Source organism: Thiofaba sp. EF100, assembly GCF_039822285.1.
GTDB lineage: Bacteria > Pseudomonadota > Gammaproteobacteria > Halothiobacillales > Halothiobacillaceae > Thiofaba.
Genome location: NZ_JBAJEY010000004.1, coordinates 95,097 through 112,852 on the forward strand (window position 1 = coordinate 95,097; position 17,756 = coordinate 112,852).

The window sequence follows — 17,756 nt, forward strand, 5'->3', positions numbered from 1 at the left end:
TGGAAACGACAGCGCCGGCTTTTATGCCGGCGTTGTTATTCAGGCGGCACGTCGACCTTTTCTGCGCCTTGAATGCGCTGGCGAAGATCGTCCGGTGCGATGAAGACCAGGGCCCGCCCTCGCTTTCCCACCTCCAGCAAGCCCGCGGCGGCGAGGTCCAAGAGATCGGCCCGCGCCGTGGCGTAGGCGATGTCATGCGAGCGCTGATGGCCTTCGATGAGGTACGTCTCGCCCGGATGTTTCAGCGCATGCGTCAACAGGGCCAGCTGGCGATGGTTGAAGCGTCCGCGCAAGGCGCTTGAGGTGCGTAGCAGGCGTTCGGTTGCCCGCTGCTCCGCGCTCTTGTGCTTGAGATGCTCATGCAGGGCCCAAATGGCCTCGCGCACGACTTCCAGCTGGTGGAGCAGGAAATAGGTCGTGTCGTTGTCGTCGGTCTCGACGTGCAGGAAGGCGCGGGCGTAGCGCGCGGGTGCGCGCTTGATGATCTGGGAAATGGAGAGGTATTCCATGAGCCAGTACCCCTGCCGCGCCATACTCCAGTAGAACAGGGCACGTGCGGTGCGGCCATTGCCGTCCACGAAGGGGTGGTCGTAGCCGATCATGAAATGCAGGAGGATGGCGCGCAGCACGGGGGGGACAAACGGCTCATCGTCCTCGCTGCCATTGGCAAAGGCGCAGAGGCGCTCCAGGCGTTCGGGGAGCGTCGCTGCGGCGGGCGGCTCATGCAAAACGGTGCTGCTGCGCTGGTCCACCACGCGTACATCATCCCGCCGCCTCAGGCACCCCGCCTCATCGGCCTCCTCCAGCGTGTTTTCGGTCACGAGCCGATGCAGCTCGAGGACGAGCTCCGGGCTCAGGGGCTCGGTCTTGTGCGCGCGGATCCATTGCATGGCGCGGAAATTGTTGAAGATCATGCGCTCGCTGCGATCCTGCGGCTTGCGCCCCTCCCGGAGCATCGCTTCAGCGACGAGGCGGGTTGTGGACGCCCCTTCCAGCTGGCTGGAGGTGATGGCCTCCTCGATCAGGGAGTGGACGATGTACTGATCCCGGTCATGTCCGCTCACCACCTGATCCGGCAGGCTGATCTGTCCTGCCGCGTTTTTGTCGATGTAGCTGAGGAGCCTCAGGACGGGCTCGGGCATGGCAAAGCGCATGGGCCGGTCGTGTTTGTCCAGCAGCAGGGGCAGGGGCTTGAGTTGACTCTGCCGTGCCATGCGCACAGCGGCCCACAGCTGTTCGTGGCTTAGGCCCTCCGGGACGGGGCGATGGCGTAGCTCATCCCAGTGCAGGTAGCGTCCGTTGACCAGCGGCCCCGGCTGCAGGTTCATGACCTGCAGAAGCTCGTGCGCAGACATGCTGCTGAGCAGGTCACGGATGTTGGGTGGGGGGAGGGGGATTTTCATATCAATGAATTATCAATTCAATTTAAATTGATAGTTTTTTGATAGATTGGTGCCTGCGTCTTGCCCTGTCAACACGCCAAAAGACAACGCCGGCATGAAAGCCGGCGTTGTCTTGGGAGGCTGCGCCCCTGTTGATCAGCCGCGCTGGATGGCCCGCCAGCCGATGTCGCGGCGGCAGAAGCCGCCCTCGAAGCGGATCGTGTCCACCGCGGCGTAGGCGCGCTGCTGGGCCTCGTGCACGGTCTCGCCGAGGGCGGTGACGCACAGCACGCGGCCGCCGGCGGTGACGACGCGCCCGGCCTCGTCCAGGCGGGTGCCGGCGTGGAACACCTTCACGTATTCAGGCTGCGGGGTGTCGAGGCCGTCGATGGCATCGCCGGTGCGGATCTCGCCGGGGTAGCCGCCGGCGGCCATGACCACGCCGAGGGCGACGCGCGGATCCCAGGCCGCGCCCACCGCATCCAGCCGCCCGCCGATGCCGGCCTCGAGCAGCTCCACCAGGTCGGACTTCAGGCGCATCATGATCGGTTGGGTCTCCGGGTCGCCGAAGCGGCAGTTGAACTCCAGCACCTTGGAGTTGCCCTCGCGGTCGATCATGAGCCCGGCGTACAGAAAGCCGGTGTAGGGCAGACCGTCCAGGGCCATGCCGCGCACGGTCGGCTCCATGATCTCGCGCATGATGCGCGCCTCGATCTCCGGGGTGACCACCGGCGCGGGGGAGTAGGCGCCCATGCCACCGGTGTTGGGGCCGGTATCCCCCTCGCCGACGCGCTTGTGGTCCTGGCTGGTGGCCATGGGCAGGATGTTCTGGCCGTCCACCATGCAGATGAAGCTCGCCTCTTCGCCATCGAGGAACTCTTCGATCACCACCCGCGCGCCCGCCTGCCCGAACTGGCCACCGAGCATGTCGCGCACGGCGGCCTCGGCCTCGGCCTGGGTCATGGCCACCACCACGCCCTTGCCGGCGGCGAGGCCGTCGGCCTTGATCACGATCGGCGCACCGCGGTCGTGGATGTAATCCAGCGCCGGGGCCAGTTCGGTGAACACTCGGTACTCCGCGGTGGGGATGCGATGGCGGGCAAGGAAGTCCTTGGCGAAGGCCTTGGAGCTCTCCAGCTGGGCGGCCTCCCGGGTGGGGCCGAAGATGGCGAGGCCGCCGTCGCGGAAGGTGTCCACCACCCCGGCAGCCAGCGGCGCCTCCGGACCGACCACGGTCAGGTCGATGCCCTGGTCGCGGGCAAAGGCGAACAGGGCCGGGACGTCGGTGGCCCCGATGGCGATGTTCTCGCACTTGGCCTCGCGCGCGGTGCCGGCATTGCCTGGGGCAACAAAGACCTTCGCCACCCGCGGGGATTGGGCCAGTTTCCAGGCCAGGGCGTGCTCGCGGCCGCCGGAGCCGATGACCAGAATCTTCATCATGCGTTCCTCTCTGCTACTTTTGAATGCATTGTAAACGTGAAGCGGTGGGAGGTCTGCCGCATAAAGGGAGAGTCAGCATGAGTTTGCTTACCGAGTTCCGGGAGTTTGCCATCAAGGGCAATGCCTTTGATCTTGCGGTGGGGGTCATCATCGGCGCGGCCTTCGGCAAGATCGTCGATTCGCTGGTCAAGGACGTGATCATGCCGCCGCTTGGGCTGCTGCTTGGCGGAATCAATTTCAGCAACCTTTTCCTCCCCCTGGGCGAGGGGGATTTTCCCACGGTCGCGGCCGCCAGGGAGGCGGGCGTGGCGACGCTCAACTATGGCGCGTTCATCCAGACCATGGTGGACTTCACCATCATCGCCTTTGCCATCTTCATGGTGATCAAGCTGATGAACCGCCTGCGCCGCCACCACGAGGAGGCCAAGGCCGCCGAGCCGGCCCCGGAGCCGACGCCTTCGGAAGAGGTCCTGCTGCTGCGCGAGATCCGCGACAGCCTCAAGAAGTAAGCCCTGCTGCTAGAATGCGCCTTTTCCTCTGGTTTTTGGCAAGGCGCATTCCTTCATGTCCAGTCTGTCCCAGGATTTCCTGCGCTACGCGCTCGAGCGCGAAGTGCTCCGTTTCGGTGAATTCACCCTCAAGTCCGGGCGCGTGAGCCCCTATTTCTTCAATGCCGGCCTGTTCAACACCGGGGAGGCCCTCAGCCGCCTCGGGCGTTACTACGCCGAACTGATCGTGCGCTCGGGGGTGGAGTTCGACATGCTGTTCGGGCCGGCCTACAAGGGCATCCCGCTGGCGGCAGCCACCGCCATGGCCCTCGCCGAGCAGCATGGCCGCGACGTGCCCTGGGCCTTCAACCGCAAGGAGGCCAAGGATCACGGCGAGGGGGGGAGCATCGTCGGCGCGCCGCTCGCGGGCCGGGTGCTGATCATCGATGATGTGATCACCGCCGGTACGGCGATCCGCGAATCGCTCGGCATCATCCGCGCGGCCGGTGCGCAGGCGGTGGGCGTGGCGGTGCTGCTGGACCGTCAGGAGCGTGGCCAGGGGCAGCTTTCGGCCATCCAGGAGGTGGAGCGGGAGCATGGCCTCAAGGCGCTGGCGATCGCGGGCCTGGCGGACCTGGTCGAGCTGATGCGGGGGGATGCGAAGTTCGCGGGCCAGCTTCCGGCCGTGGAGGCCTACCGCGCGGCCTACGGGGTGTAATGCCGCCGGCCTAGGGCCGTGAGGTGCGTTGCAAAGGGTAGGGCAGCACTCAGGGGGCGGAAGGATGCTTCCACGCCGCCCATCCGGCGGCCAGCCAGCCGAGGATGAACAGCGTCCCGCCGATGGGGGTGATGAAGGCGAGCCAGTGCACGCCGCTTGCGACGTACAGGTAGAGGCTGCCGCTGAACAGGGCCACCCCGGCGAGCCAGGAGGCGCCGGCGAGGCGAAGCAGGCCCGCTGCGCCTCCCTGCCGCAGCCACAGACCGGCGATCAGCAGGGCGAAGGCATGCAGGAACTGGTACAGCACCGCGGTCTCGTAGACCTCGAACAGGCGTGCATCCAGTACCTTCTTCAGGCCATGCGCGCCAAAGGCGCCAAGCGCCACGCCGAGCCCGCCCAGCACGGTGCCAGCGAGCAGGAAGAGGCGCGCGCTCCCGCCGGCGGTCCTGCCCATCAGTCGAGGTAATCGTCCTCGATCGCCTTCTTCAGGCGACGTTCTTCCATCAGGTCGTCCAGACGGCGGCGCGCGTCCTTGTTCAGGGCGGCCTTGGCCTTGAGGGCCTCTTCGTTGATGTCGACGGTCTCAGGCACGGACCAGAGATCCTCGGCGATGTCTTCGATGGATTTGCGGTTGGTCATGTCAGCCTCGCAAGTTGATGCAAGCGAACCTTGGATAGGGATGGGGCGGAAAAAATTCAAGATCCGGTTTCGGCTTCCAGTCCATGCTCGCGCAGTTTCTTGCGCAGGGTCCCGCGGTTGATGCCAAGACAGGCGGCCGCCCTCGTCTGGTTGCTCTCGCAATGGCGCATGGCGCATTCCAAGAGCGGCCGCTCGACCTCCCGCAGCACCAGCGCGTAAAGATCGCGCGGCTCATCCCCTTCCAGCGTGCGCCAGTAGTGCTCCAGGGCAGCGCGTACGGCCTCATGCAGCGGGGTGGTGGGCGGGTTCATGCGGCCTCCTTCGGACGGGTCAAGCAGCCGGCGAAATGCTGGATGAGTACGGCGCGTTGCGCTTCGGCGTCATCGATGGTCATGAATCGGGCGCGAAGAGTATCGCCACCCGGCAAGTCTGTGCAATACCAGCCGATGTGCTTGCGTGCAACACGCGCCCCCTGCTGCACACCATATAGCTCATACAGGCCATCCAGGTGGCGCAGGATGATCGCGAGCCTGTCCTCAAGCCCCGGTGACTCGGGGATAGGCCGGCCCTCGAGGGCCGCCCTCAGCTGGGCAAACAGCCAGGGCCGGCCGAGGGCGGCGCGGCCGATCATCACCCCGTCCGCCCCGGTGTGGCCGAGCACCGCGAGGGCCTTGGCGGGTGAGTCGATATCGCCGTTGGCCCACAGCGGCAGGGAAACGGCCTCGCGTACCGCGCGGATGGTGTCATATTCCGCCTCGCCCCTGAACAGGTCGGCACGGGTGCGGCCGTGGATGGCAAGCGCCTGGATGCCTGCGGCCTCGGCGATGCGCGCCACCGCCACCGCGTTGCGCCGTTCGGCATCGAGGCCGGTGCGGATCTTGAGCGTGACCGGCGCGTCGACCGCGCGCACCACGGCATCGAGGATGCGGCCGATGAGCGGAAGATCGCCGAGCAGGGCGGAGCCCGCGGCCTTCTGGCAGACCTTCTTGGCCGGGCAGCCCATGTTGATGTCGACGATCTGTGCCCCCTGGTCCACACCCAGGCGGGCGGCATCAGCCATCAGGGCCGGATCGTTGCCGACGATCTGGATGGCGCGCGGCTCGGGCTCATCGACGTGCGGGCGGCGCAGCAGGCTCTTGCGCGTATGGGCAAGGCGCGGGTTGCTGGCCGACATCTCCCCCACCGTAAGTCCCGCGCCGAAGGCCTTGCACAGCTGGCGGAACGGACGGTCGGTGACGCCGGCCATGGGCGCGAGGGCGAGTGGGGCGTCGAGGGTGTACGGGCCGATGCGCATGGCCGGATCTTGGGGCGTGGAGGGGGCGGGGATCATAGCGGCAAGGGCGGTGGGCTTCAAGGTGCCCTCCCAAGGCGTTTTGCTCAGGCTGGCTGCGGGCGACCGAACAGATACCCTTGCCCCAGCGGGCATCCTAGGGCGAGCAGGTAATCGGCCTGCCCCTCGGTTTCCACGCCCTCGGCTACGACCTCCAGGTCGAGCGCCCGCCCGAGCTGGATAATGGCGCGCACGATCGCCTCGTCATGCTTGTCATGCAGCATGTCGCGCACGAAGCTCTGGTCGATCTTCAGCCGATCCAGCGGTAGACGGCGCAGGTAGGCCAGCGAGGAGTAGCCGGTACCGAAGTCGTCCAGGGCGATGCGTACCCCCATGGCGTGAAGCGTGTCGAGCTTCTTGAGCACCTCATCCGTATGCTTGAGAAAGCTGGCCTCGGTCACTTCAAGTTCCAGGCACTCGGGCGGGATGCCACTCTCCTGCAAGGCAGCGCGCACCGTGGCGGGCAGATCGTCATGCAGGATCTGCCGGGCGGCGACATTGACCGCGACGTAAGCCGGGGCCTGGCCCATCTTGCGCCAGCGGGCCATCTGCTGGCAGGCCTCTTTGATCACCCAGGCGCCGATGGTGATGATGAGATGGCTCTCCTCGGCAACCGGGATGAACTGGCCTGGCGGGATCAGGCCTTTGTCCGGGTGATTGAGCCGCAGCAGGGCCTCGACGCCGGCCCGTTGCCCATCCGCGAGCTTGATCTGCGGCTGATAGTGCAGGCTGAACCAGCCCAGGCGCAGCGCATCGCGGATCATCTGCTCGATGGCGAGCTGTTCTTCGGCGGCCTCGGTAAGCTTGGGCGCAAAGAAGCGGTAACTGTTGCGCTCCTCGGCCTTGCACTGATGCAGGGCTGCATCGGCCTGCTGCATCAGCTTCTCGAAGTCGACGCTGTCGCTCGGGTAGAGCGCAATGCCGATGCTGGTGGTCAGCTCGAAGCGCTCCCCGTCGACCAGGATGGGCTCCCTGAACACCTGCTGGATGCGCTTGAGAGCCTCGATCACCTGCTCATCCCGGGTGATGCGCTCCAGCAGGATCAGGAATTCGTCGCCGCCGATGCGGGCCAGGGTGTCGGTTTCCCGCAGGGTTTGGCTCAAGCGGGTGGCGATGGCGACCAGCAGCTGGTCGCCGAGGGTATGGCCGCGCCCTTCGTTGATGGTCTTGAAATGATCGAGATCCAGGATCAACAGCGCCATGCGCTCGCCGTGGCGTTTGGCCTCGGCACTGGCCTTGGCGAAGCTGTTGGCGATCATCAGCCGGTTGGGCAGGCCGGTGAGCGGGTCATGCTGGGCTTGGTAGACCAGCGTGGCCTGTTGAGAGGCAATGCGCTGGTTTTGAGCCTGGAGGGTCTCGGCCATGTGGTCGATGGCCCGCGTGAGGGTGTCAAGTTCATCACGCCCAACCGGGGCGGCGAGGCGGACGCTGAAATCACCATGCTCGATGCGATGCAAGGCGGTCAGCAAGGGTTCGATGCGTTTGCGGCGGAATCGGCGGGCGATGGCCCAGGCCCCTCCTAGGGCGAGTAGCAGGGCGATGAGGCTGGAGGCGGCAGCCAAGTACAGCGGGGTGTCGATCTGCGCGAGGATGGAGGCGATGGGTTGGGCGAGGACCAGCCGGTCACCCAAAGCGCTGTCACCGACCACCAGCTGGCTGACGAGCCAAGCCTCCCCCGCTGCGGTGTGGTGGCGAAGGACGGTCGGAGGCGGGAGGGGCCACAAGGCTTGGATGAGGCCCTCATCGTTTAGGGGCTTGCCCACGACGGCGCGGTTGGGATCGTTGCTGGCTATCACCGTGGCGTGCTCATCCAGCATCCACCAGCGTATGGAAGAGGGCAGCCTGGCATCCAGCTGGCGGGTGACCTCACTCAGCTCAATGGAGGTGGCGAGCAGGTAGTCCATTTCCCCGTGCGCGTTGCGGTGAGGGGTGGCAAGACCAATCACAGGGGTCCCTGTGGTGCGGCCTGTGATCAAACCGCCGATGCCGGTAGCGTTGCGTTGCAGGGTGCGCTGCACATAATCGCGATCGGCCAGGTTGTGCAACTTGTCTGGCGCCTTGGCATTGCACAGCACTTGCCCGTTGGGGGCGACGACCAGCAGGTTGGCAAACATACCCGGTAGGGTGGCCAGGTTTTTTTGCGCCTCGAGGGTGCAGGCGGCGTGATCCTCGATCGGCCAATCGTGCTGTGCCAGCAGTTCGATGGCTTGCTTGGCCTGCTCCTGCAGCATGCGCAGGTGCTCGGCGGCCCGCGCGTTGTGGGTGATCAGCTGCGCCTTGGCCTGCTCCACCTGCTCTTCGCGCCAGGCTTGGGCAAGCAGCACCTGGGCCAGGAGCATGGGTAGTGCGGTGAGGCTGACCAGTAGAAGCAGCTTGACAGTGAGCGAGCGTGGCATAGCGGGCCTACGCCGGGTTAGTGACCATAGACCCAGGCAGGCAGGGCCGTCGCAAGGCCTGGAAAGATGGCCAGGATGATGAGCATCACGACTTGCAAGGCGATAAACGGGACCACGCCGCGATAGATGTCCAGCGTGGTGATGGCATCGGGCGCCGCGCCGCGCAGGTAGAACAGGGCGAAGCCAAAGGGCGGGGTGAGGAAGGAGGTCTGCAGGTTGATGGCGATCATGATGCCCAGCCAGATCGGATCGAGGCCCATCATCAGCAGGATGGGCGCGACGATGGGCACGACCACGAAGATGATCTCGATGAAATCGAGCATGAAGCCGAGCAGGAACATCACCAGCATCACCACCAGCATGGCACCGATGACGCCACCGGGCAGGCTTCCGAGCCATTCATGCACGACGTCGTCGCCGCCGAACCCGCGGAACACCAGCGAGAAGAGGGATGCGCCGATCAGGATCAGGAACACCATGCTGGTCATGCGCGTGCTGGCGCGCGCCGCATCGGCCAGCATGGCGCGGTTCAACTGCCCGCGCAGGGCCGCCAGCAGCAGGGCGCCGGCCGCGCCGACGGCAGCGGCCTCGGAGGGGGTGGCGATGCCGCCGAGGATGGCGCCGAGCACGGCCAGGATCAGCAGCATGGGGGGCCACAGGGACTGGAGCAGTGGGCCGATCGATGCGCGGGGCTCGCTGGCCGGGGCGGCCGGCATGCGCGCCGGGCTTCTCCAGGCGAGCCAGGCAAGGTAGAGCGCGTAGAGCACGACCAGCAGCAGGCCGGGGATCAGTGCCCCGGCGAACAGGTCGCCCACGGAGACGGTCTTGGGCGCGTAGATGCCCTGCGCGAGCTGGGCCTGGCTGTAGGCCGAGGAGAGCTGGTCACCCAAGAGCACGAGGATGATGGAGGGGGGGATGATCTGGCCGAGCGTGCCCGCGGCGCAGATGGTGCCGCACGCAAGCCGCGCATCGTAGCCACGCTGCAGCATGGCGGGCAGGGCGAGAAGCCCCATGGTCACCACGGTGGCGCCGACGATCCCGGTGCTGGCGGCGAGCAGGGCGCCGACCAGCAGCACGGCGAAGGCGAGCGCGCCCGGGCGCTGGCCGGCGAGGCCCGCGAGGCTGCCGAGCAGGTCTTCGGCGATGCGTGCCTTCTCAAGGATCACGCCCATGAGGATGAACAGGGGCACGGCGACCAGGGTGTCGCTGCTCATGGCCCCGAAGATGCGGTTGGGCAGGGCTTCGAGCAGGCTCAGGTCGAAGGCGCCGAAGGCGCTGCCGAGCAGGGCCAGCGTCAGCGAGACACCCGCCAGGGTGAAGGCGACAGGGTAGCCGACCATCAGCCCGGCAAACACGGCGAGGAACAGGAGCAACGGCCAGAGGGCGTCCATGGGTCAGACTTCCGTGCGCAGGTGGTCGGCGGGAGCCGGTGTGGCACCGCGGAGGATGGCGATCGAGCGCAGTACATCCGCAAGGCCCTGCAGGATCATCAGCGCGGGCATCACCCAGAGCAGGCTCTTGAGCAGGTAGACGAAGGGCAGCCCTCCCGGCTCGCGGGAGCCCTCCAGCAGCGACCAGGAAGCCAGCACGTAATCGGTGGAGAGCCACAGGATCAGCCCCATCACCGGCCACAGGAAGAGCAGCGTGCCGAGGAGGTTGACCCAGGCCTGCCCGCGCGGGCTGAGCTTGCGGTAGAGCACATCCACCCGCACATGGTCGTCGTGCTTGAGGGTGTAGGCGGCACCGAGCATGAACACCATCGCGAACAGGTAGCTCACCCCTTCGCCCAGCGCGGTGAAGCTGAGCCTGAAGCCGTAGCGCAGGGCCACGGTCAGCACAGTGAGCAGCACCATGCCGTAGGTCAGCCAGGCCACCAGGCGGCCGCTGTGTTCGGCGAGGGCATCGAGCAGGGCGATGAGGCGGTTCATGCGAGCAGGGAGGGGGTGCCGCGCACGTGGGCGGCCAGCAGCCGGCCGAAGGCGTCCGGGTCCTTGGTGTGGGTCAGCTCCCCCTCGCGCGGGTAGTAGAGGTCGACCAGGCGCGAGAGCCAGAAGCGCAGCGCGGCGGCGCGCAGCATGGCCGGCCAGGAGGCGTGCTCGGCAGGGGTGAAGGGGCGCACGGCGGCATAGGCCGCAAGCAGGGCGCGGGTGCGCTCCGGATCCAGCTCGCGCTTTTCCGTGACGCACCAGTCGTTGACCGTGACCGCCACATCGAAGAGCAGGGCGTCGGTGCAGGCGTAGTACAGGTCGATGATGCCGGTCAGGCGCTCGCCCTCGAACAGGGCGTTGTCGCGGAACAGGTCGGCGTGGATCACCCCGCGCGGAAGCGGATCATGGCGATGGGCGAACTGGAAGGCGAGCTCCTCGTCCAGCCGCTTGGCCTCGTCCGGACCCAGGCGGTCGTGCACGCGGGCGGACGCCTCGCGCCACCAGTGCGGGCCGCGCGGGTTGGCGCGCTCATGCGGGAAGGACTGGCCGGCGAGGTGCAGGCGGGCCAAAGCCGCGCCGATCGCCGCGCACTGGGCCGCATCGGGGTGCTCGACCGAGCTGCCGGAGAGGCGTTGCACCAGGGCGGCGGGCTTGCCGCATAGCTCGCCCAGGTAGCGACCGTGGCGGTCTGCCAGCGGGTGGGCGGTGGGTACACCGTGCTCGGCGAGATGGGCCATCAGGCCGAGGAAGAAGGGCAGTTCGTCGCGCGAGAGCTGTTCGAACAGGGTCAGCACGAAGCGTCCCTGCGTCGTGGTGACGAAGTAATTGGTGTTTTCGATGCCCGCGCTGATGCCGCTGTATTCGACAAGCAGCCCGGCATCGAAGTCATGGAGGAAGGCTTCGAGCGCGGGGCGATCGACCCGGGTGTAGACCGACATGGGCGAGACTTACCAGCGGAACAGGATCCACTGTGGGATCAGGCGGGAATCCATCGGGCCGTTGTGACGGGTTTCCAGTTCGCCATCACCGTCGTTGTCGATCAGGTAGTAGGGCGGAGCGTCCTTCGGGCTGATCTTGACCATGTAGAGGCGGCCCTTGATGCGGTATTCCTCGATCATCCCGTCCGCGGAGGGGCGGATGGTGATTTCCGGCTCCGGCACGGCCTCGGTCTGAACGCTCGTGGCAGGCGGCGGCGGGGCGTCCTGAGCCGCCGCGGGAAGGGCCGCAGCGAGCAGCAGGGCGGCGGGAAGGAGGATCTTGTTCATGGTCATAGCTCCAGCAACATGCGCTGCTCCTCAGGCGAGGGGGTGACGCTGCGGTTCTGATAAAAGTCGAAGATGGCGTCCAGCACGGCCTGCGGCTCATCAATGATCTGGAACAGGCCCATGTCGGAGGCGTCGATGGTGCCCGCGGGAATGAGGGTGTCGCGCAGCCAGTCGATGAGCCCGGCCCAGAAACGGCTTCCGACCAGGATGATGGGGATGCGCCGGCTCTTGCCGGTCTGCACCAGGGTGAGGATCTCCGCCAGCTCGTCCAGGGTGCCGAAGCCGCCCGGCAGGACGACGTAAGCGGAGGCGTACTTCACGAACATCACCTTGCGCGCGAAGAAGTGCTGGAAGTGCAGCGAGATGTCCTGGTAGGGGTTGCTGCGCTGTTCGTGGGGCAGCTGGATGTTCAGGCCGATGCTCGGCGCGGCTCCGCCCTTCGCCCCCTTGTTGGCCGCCTCCATGATGCCCGGTCCGCCGCCGCTGATCACGGCGAAGCCGGCATCGGCCAGTTTCTTGGCAATCTCGACCGCCTGGGCGTAGTACGGGTTGTCGGGTGAGAAGCGGGCCGAGCCGAAGATACTGACCGAGGGCTCGATGCTGGAGAGCGTCTCGAAGCCGGTGACGAACTCGGACATGATCTGGAACACCTTCCACGACTCGCGGGCGAGGTGGGCGGAGTCCTTCGGCGGACGCGCGGGACGGTGGGGGGGCTGGGCGCTGTCGCTCATGCGCGTATCAAGGGCTCGGAAAAAGTCTGAAAAAGGTACCATGGAGCCCCGCGTTGCCGGAAGTTCGTCAGGATCCATCAAGCATGTCCAAGCCCCCCCTCGTTCTCGTCGACGGCTCCTCCTACCTGTTCCGCGCCTTCCACGCCCTGCCGCCCTTGACCACGCGCGACGGCGTGCCGACCGGCGCCCTGCACGGGGTGCTGGCAATGATCCAGAAGCTGGTGCTGGAGGAGCAGCCGGGGCTCGTGGGGGTGGTGTTCGATGCGCCGGGCAGGACCTTCCGCGACGACCTCTATCCCGAGTACAAGGCCCACCGCCCGCCCATGCCGGACGAGCTCCGGGTGCAGATCGAGCCTTTGCACCAGGCGATCCGTGCCCTGGGGCTGCCGCTGTTGATCGTCGAGGGGGTGGAGGCGGACGATGTGATCGCCACCCTGACCCGCCAGGCGCGCGCGCGGGGCTTGCCGGTGCTGATCTCGACCGGTGACAAGGACATGGCCCAGCTGTCTGCGCCTGGGGTCACCCTGATCGACACGATGAAGAACACCCGCCTCGACCCTGCCGGGGTGGAGGCGAAGTTCGGTGTGCCGCCCTCGATGATCGTCGACTACCTCGCGCTGGTCGGTGATACCAGCGACAACGTGCCCGGCGTGAAGGGGTGCGGGCCGAAGACGGCGGTGAAGTGGCTGCAGGAATACGGCTCGCTCGAGGGGGTGATGGCGGCGGCTGCATCGATGAAGGGCAAGGCAGGAGAAAACCTGCGCGCGGCGTTGAACCATCTGCCCCTGTCGCGCACGCTGGTCACCGTGCGCGATGACGTGCCGCTGCCCGTGACGCTGGATGACTTGCATCCCACCGAGCCCGACCTGCCGACGCTGATCGAGCTTGCGGAACGCTACGAGCTTGCGCGCCACCTCAAGGCTTGGCAGGAGAAGCTCAATGGTGGATCGGGCATGCCCCTCTCCCCTGGCGGGAGAGGGGCAGGGGAGAGGGGGGAGGCGCCCGCGCTTGGCGTTGCGGCGATTCCGGGTGCTGCATCCCCCTCTCCCCAGCCCTCCCCCCCCGGGGGGGAGGGGGTTTACCGCGCCATTCTTGATGAAGCGGCCCTTGACGAATGGCTTCAGCGTCTCGCCGCGGCCGAGCTGATCGCCCTGGATACCGAGACCACCAGCCTCGATCCCATGCAGGCTGAGCTCGTCGGCCTCTCCTTTGCCGTGCAGGCAGGTGAGGCGGTCTACATCCCGCTCGCCCACAGCTATCCCGGTGCGCCGGACCAGCTCGACCGCGGGAAGGTGCTCGAGCGCCTGCGCCCGCTGCTCGAGAGCGACCGGCACGCCAAGGTCGGCCAGAATCTGAAGTACGACGCCCACGTGCTGGCCAACCACGGCCTCCGGCTTGCGGGCATCGCGCACGATACCCTGCTCGAGTCTTACGTGCTGGATGCCGGGCAGCTGCGGCACGATCTCGATGCGTTGGCGCGCCGCCACCTTGACCACGAGACCCTCACCTACGAACAGGTGGCCGGCAAGGGGGCGAAGCAGATTCCCTTCGCGGCGGTCGATATCGAGATGGCCACCCGTTATGCCGCCGAGGATGCCGACATCGCCCTGCGCCTGCACCAGGTGCTGTGGCCGCGCCTGGCGGCTGAACCGGGTTTAAAGCGTGTTTACGAACAGATTGAGATTCCGCTGCTGCCGGTGCTGATGCGCATCGAGCGCAATGGGGTGCGGATCGACGCCGCCCTCTTGCACCGGGTCAGCCACGAGCTGGCCACCCGCATGCATGCCCTGGAACGCCAGGCGCACGAACTCGCAGGGGGCCCCTTCAACCTGGCCTCCCCCAAGCAGCTGCAGGAGGTCCTGTTCGCCCGCCTCGCCCTGCCGGTGGTCAACCGCACGCCCACCGGCCAGCCCTCCACCAACGAGGAGGTGCTGGAGCAGTTGGCCGAGCAGCACGCGTTGCCGCGCGTGATCCTAGAGCACCGCATGCTCGCCAAGCTCAAGAGCACCTATGCCGACAAGCTGCCGCAGGCCATCGACCCGCGCACCGGCCGGGTGCACACCATGTACCAGCAGGCGGTCGCCTCCACGGGCAGGTTGTCCTCCACGGAGCCCAACCTGCAAAACATCCCGGTGCGAAGTGAGGAGGGACAGCGCATCCGCCAGGCCTTCATCGCGCCCGAGGGCATGCTCATCCTCTCCGCGGACTATTCGCAGATCGAGCTGCGCATCATGGCCCACCTCTCGGGCGATGCCGGCCTGCTCAAGGCCTTCGCGGAGGGGCGGGACATCCACCGCGCCACGGCCGCCGAGGTGTTCGGTCTGCCGCTCGACGCGGTGAGTGACCTGCAGCGTCGTGCCGCCAAGGCGATCAACTTCGGCCTGATCTACGGCATGTCCGCCTTCGGGCTTGCGCGCCAGCTTTCCATCCCGCGCGCCGAGGCACAGGCCTATGTCGATCTCTACTTCGCCCGCTATCCCGGGGTGCGTCGCTACATGGAGGAGGCGCGTGAGAAGGCCCGCGACAAGGGCTATGCCGAAACCCTGTTCGGCCGTCGCCTGCAGCTACCCGACATCCGCTCGCGCGATGCCCGCCGCCGCCAGCAGGCGGAGCGGGTGGCCATCAACGCGCCCATGCAGGGCACGGCGGCGGACATCATCAAGCGGGCCATGATCGACATCGATGCCTGGCTGGAGGAGAGCGGCTTCCCAGCGCGCATGATCATGCAGGTGCATGACGAACTGGTATTCGAAGTCGAGGCGGGGCAAGTCGAGGCGCTGGCCCAAGAGGTGAAGATGCGTATGGCCCGGGCCGCCGAACTGGCCGTGCCGCTGGTGGTGGAGGTCGGCTGGGGCAGGAACTGGGGCGAGGCGCATTGAGGGGGATGTCCCATAGGAGCCCCCCAGACTGTTTCAAAAGGGCTGTCCTGCCCTTTTGAAACCCGCCTCGTCGCGGTACACGCCCGCGACGGGCTCCGAGAATCAATCACTTATTGTGATTGATTCTCGCGCGAGCCATCCATGGCTCGCATTTCCAGGCTGTGTCAAAGGCTTTTGACACAGCCTGCCCCGACGCGATCCGACCCATCGGCCCGGGGCAGATTGTTTCAAAAGGGCTGTCCTGCCCTTTTGAAACTCGCCTCGTCGCGGTACACGCCCGCGACGGGCTCCGAGAATCAATCACTTGCTGTGATTGATTCTCGGGCGAGCCATCCCTGGCTCGCATTTCCAGGCTGTTTCAAAAAGTTTTGAAACAGCCTGGGGGGCGGGCCTCCTACCATGCAGGGTGGGTTGCGGAACTTTTTGCCGCCGGGGAGGAACTAATCGTTAAGTCCGTCGCAAGGGCGGGCGAGATGCCACCTCGCAGGAACGCGGGGCCCATCATGCGCAATCTGCCATTTTCGGGGGCCTACGCCCCCTTTTCTTTGCCCCAGTCATAGCTTGGCAGCTTGCCTTCCAGCAGCAGGCCATCCCAGGCATGCAGCGGCTGTGGCGGGCCAAACAGGAAGCCCTGCAGCAGGGCGGTAGGCAGGTGCTGGCGGATGAACTGGGCCTGCTCGGGCGTCTCCACCCCTTCCACCACCACGGCAAGCTGCAGGCCCTTGGCCAGTGCGAGCATGGTCTCGACGATCTTGACCGCTTCGGCATCCTCGGGGATGCGGTCGCGGATGAAGCTCTGGTCGATCTTGAGCTTGTCGATCGGCAGCTCGTTGAGCAGGCTCAAGGTGGAGTGGCCGGTGCCGAAGTCATCCACGGCGATCAAAAAGCCGCGCATGGCGAGCTGGAGGATGCGCTCACGGACGAGGTCGATACTGCCGACCAGCCCCGACTCGGTGATCTCCAGCATCAGGGCGGTGGGGTCGAGGCGGTATTTCTGCAGGGTGCCGATCAGCATCTCGGGCAGTTTGGGATCGAGCAGTTGACGGGGGCTGATGTTCAGGGACAGAAACAGGGGTTTGCCGGAGCGGTTGCGCCAGCTGGTCAGGTGCTGGCATGCCTGATCGAGGAGCCACTGGGTCAGAGGGATGATCAGGCCAGTTTCTTCGGCCACGGGGATGAACTCTTCAGGCGGGACATAGGCCCCGTCCTGATGTCGCCAGCGCATGAGGCATTCGAAGCCTTCCAGCTGACCCGCCTGCGCGGCAATCAGGGGGTGCAGGAAGCACTCGATCTCCCGTCGCTCGAGGGCGTGGCGCAACCCCTGTTCGAGGTGGAAGCGGCGGGTGATCAGCTGGGACATGGCAACGTCGTGCAGCGCGGCCTGGTCCCCGCCGTTCGACTTGGCGTGGAGAAGGGCGAGATGTCCGGCCTGCACCAGCTCGTCGGCCCGTCGGCCATCGTGCGGGAAGACGGCTATCCCTAGGCTGCCGGTGAGCTTCAGGGTGTAGCGCGGCTCCTTGAGTTCGATCGGGCGACGCAGGGACTCCAGGAAGGTACCGGCCCGCTCGAGGGCGCGTGCGTGACTGGACTCCGGCGCGACCAGGGGCATGAGCAGGGCGAATTCGTCGCCGCCGAGGTGGGCGAGCCTCTCGCTGGGCTGGAGGGCGTGGCGCAGGCGGGCCGCGACTTGGACGAGGATGCGGTTGCCCAGATGCGGCCCGAGGGTGTCGTTGACGATCGTGAAACGGTCGATGCCGATGATCGCCAGCAGCCAGTGGCGTTTGGGGTCAGCCTGGAGGATGGCGTCCACCTCGTCGAGGAAGCTGGCCCGGTTCTGTAGTCCCGTGAGGGGATCGTGGTGGGTCAGCTGGTGGAGCTGGGCGCGGGTTTCCTCCACCGGGCTGAGATCCTGAAGCACGCCAAGCAGATACTGGGGGCGCCCCGTATCGTCCAGCAGGCTGAGGAGGCGCAGGAAGGCGGGAAAGGTCGAGCGATCGGCACGCCGCAGGACCAGGCGTCCTTCCCAGTGGCCGAGCTGGAGTATCTTGCCGCAAAGGTTCTGGAAGAACGGCGTGTCTTCGGGCGCCAGCACGTCTCCCAGCCGTCGCTCGCGCATCTGGTGGGCCGGGCGTTGGAGGAGATGCTCCAGCGCGGGGTTCACCTCGAACACCTTTCCGTCATGGCTGGCCATGAAGACCCCTTCGTCGAGGCGGGCGAACAATTGCTGGGCGGCCCACTGTTGCCGTCTGAGGTGTTCCGCACTGCGGGCGGCGTCACGGAGCTGATCGCGGGCCCGGGTGGTTTGGGCGAGCAGGTTGTGCTGGGCGGCGACGATGGCCTGCAGATGGGCCATCGCTTCCTGGATCGATCGCCGTGGGGGCGGGGAGCCGGCGCCACTGGCAAGGTCGAGCAGTTGGCGGCGCAAGGACCACAGTCGCCAGATGAGGCCAGCCAGGGCGAGGCTGGCGATCGCGACCCAGGCCAAGCCGATGACCAGCAGCAGGTCATGCGGGGAAGAGGTGGAAATCATGGTCGAGACTTCCAGTCCGGGGCGCCCAGG

General features: G+C 66.6%; 16 protein-coding genes. 3 read left to right on the top strand and 13 right to left on the bottom strand.

Annotated elements, in window-relative coordinates:
* Positions 1–35 precede the first annotated feature (35 nt).
* Both V6D91_RS08390 and purD read right to left on the bottom strand, forming a co-directional pair.
* Positions 36–1,403: a Fic family protein gene (locus tag V6D91_RS08390; RefSeq protein WP_347319503.1), complete on the bottom strand. Its 1,368-nt coding sequence runs from the start codon at positions 1,401–1,403 to the stop codon at positions 36–38.
* Between the two features lie 135 nt (positions 1,404–1,538).
* Positions 1,539–2,819, bottom strand: a complete 1,281-nt coding sequence (gene purD, locus V6D91_RS08395; RefSeq protein ID WP_347319729.1) for a phosphoribosylamine--glycine ligase — start codon at positions 2,817–2,819, stop codon at positions 1,539–1,541.
* A gap of 80 nt (positions 2,820–2,899) precedes the next feature.
* On the opposite strand from purD, the gene mscL reads away from it, so the two are divergent.
* A complete protein-coding gene (mscL, locus tag V6D91_RS08400) occupies positions 2,900–3,331 on the top strand; it encodes a large conductance mechanosensitive channel protein MscL (protein ID WP_347319505.1) in 432 nt (143 codons plus the stop codon).
* 55 nt (positions 3,332–3,386) lie between these two features.
* Positions 3,387–4,028 carry an orotate phosphoribosyltransferase gene (gene pyrE / locus V6D91_RS08405; protein WP_347319507.1) on the top strand — a complete coding sequence of 214 codons (642 nt, stop codon included), beginning with the start codon at positions 3,387–3,389 and terminating at the stop codon, positions 4,026–4,028.
* A 49-nt stretch (positions 4,029–4,077) separates the two neighbouring features.
* On the opposite strand, the gene V6D91_RS08410 is transcribed toward pyrE, so the two are convergent.
* The 10 genes from V6D91_RS08410 to V6D91_RS08455 all read right to left on the bottom strand — a co-directional run bounded on the left by V6D91_RS08410 (position 4,078) and on the right by V6D91_RS08455 (position 12,317).
* Positions 4,078–4,482, bottom strand: coding sequence for a DUF423 domain-containing protein (locus V6D91_RS08410; protein ID WP_347319509.1), 405 nt, complete (start codon positions 4,480–4,482; stop codon positions 4,078–4,080).
* Complete coding sequence (locus tag V6D91_RS08415) at positions 4,482–4,667, bottom strand: hypothetical protein (RefSeq protein ID WP_347319511.1); 186 nt, start codon at positions 4,665–4,667, stop codon at positions 4,482–4,484. Before V6D91_RS08415 ends, V6D91_RS08410 begins: the two co-directional genes overlap by 1 nt.
* A gap of 56 nt (positions 4,668–4,723) precedes the next feature.
* On the bottom strand, positions 4,724–4,978 hold the full coding sequence (gene fis / locus V6D91_RS08420; RefSeq protein WP_347319513.1) for a DNA-binding transcriptional regulator Fis: 255 nt from the start codon (positions 4,976–4,978) through the stop codon (positions 4,724–4,726).
* A complete protein-coding gene (dusB, locus tag V6D91_RS08425) occupies positions 4,975–5,961 on the bottom strand; it encodes a tRNA dihydrouridine synthase DusB (protein WP_347319515.1) in 987 nt (328 codons plus the stop codon). The genes fis and dusB overlap by 4 nt, the downstream gene beginning before the upstream one ends.
* Before the next feature lie 83 nt (positions 5,962–6,044).
* The gene (locus V6D91_RS08430; protein ID WP_347319517.1) at positions 6,045–8,393 is read right to left on the bottom strand and encodes an EAL domain-containing protein; all 2,349 of its coding nucleotides are present in this window, start codon (positions 8,391–8,393) and stop codon (positions 6,045–6,047) included.
* A 17-nt stretch (positions 8,394–8,410) separates the two neighbouring features.
* Complete coding sequence (locus V6D91_RS08435; RefSeq protein WP_347319518.1) at positions 8,411–9,784, bottom strand: TRAP transporter large permease subunit; 1,374 nt, start codon at positions 9,782–9,784, stop codon at positions 8,411–8,413.
* 3 nt (positions 9,785–9,787) lie between these two features.
* Positions 9,788–10,321, bottom strand: coding sequence for a TRAP transporter small permease subunit (locus V6D91_RS08440; protein ID WP_347319520.1), 534 nt, complete (start codon positions 10,319–10,321; stop codon positions 9,788–9,790).
* Positions 10,318–11,259: a homoserine kinase gene (locus tag V6D91_RS08445; RefSeq protein ID WP_347319522.1), complete on the bottom strand. Its 942-nt coding sequence runs from the start codon at positions 11,257–11,259 to the stop codon at positions 10,318–10,320. The genes V6D91_RS08440 and V6D91_RS08445 overlap by 4 nt, the downstream gene beginning before the upstream one ends.
* A gap of 9 nt (positions 11,260–11,268) precedes the next feature.
* Positions 11,269–11,586, bottom strand: coding sequence for a DUF2782 domain-containing protein (locus V6D91_RS08450; protein WP_347319524.1), 318 nt, complete (start codon positions 11,584–11,586; stop codon positions 11,269–11,271).
* 2 nt (positions 11,587–11,588) lie between these two features.
* Positions 11,589–12,317: a TIGR00730 family Rossman fold protein gene (locus V6D91_RS08455; protein ID WP_347319526.1), complete on the bottom strand. Its 729-nt coding sequence runs from the start codon at positions 12,315–12,317 to the stop codon at positions 11,589–11,591.
* Positions 12,318–12,400: 83 nt separating this feature from the next.
* On the opposite strand from V6D91_RS08455, the gene polA reads away from it, so the two are divergent.
* A complete protein-coding gene (gene polA, locus V6D91_RS08460) occupies positions 12,401–15,196 on the top strand; it encodes a DNA polymerase I (RefSeq protein WP_347319528.1) in 2,796 nt (931 codons plus the stop codon).
* A 529-nt stretch (positions 15,197–15,725) separates the two neighbouring features.
* Here the strand turns inward: polA and V6D91_RS08465 are convergent.
* Entirely contained in the window at positions 15,726–17,726 is a 2,001-nt protein-coding gene (locus tag V6D91_RS08465; protein WP_347319530.1) for a GGDEF domain-containing protein, read from the bottom strand.
* Between the last annotated feature and the right edge of the window lie 30 nt (positions 17,727–17,756).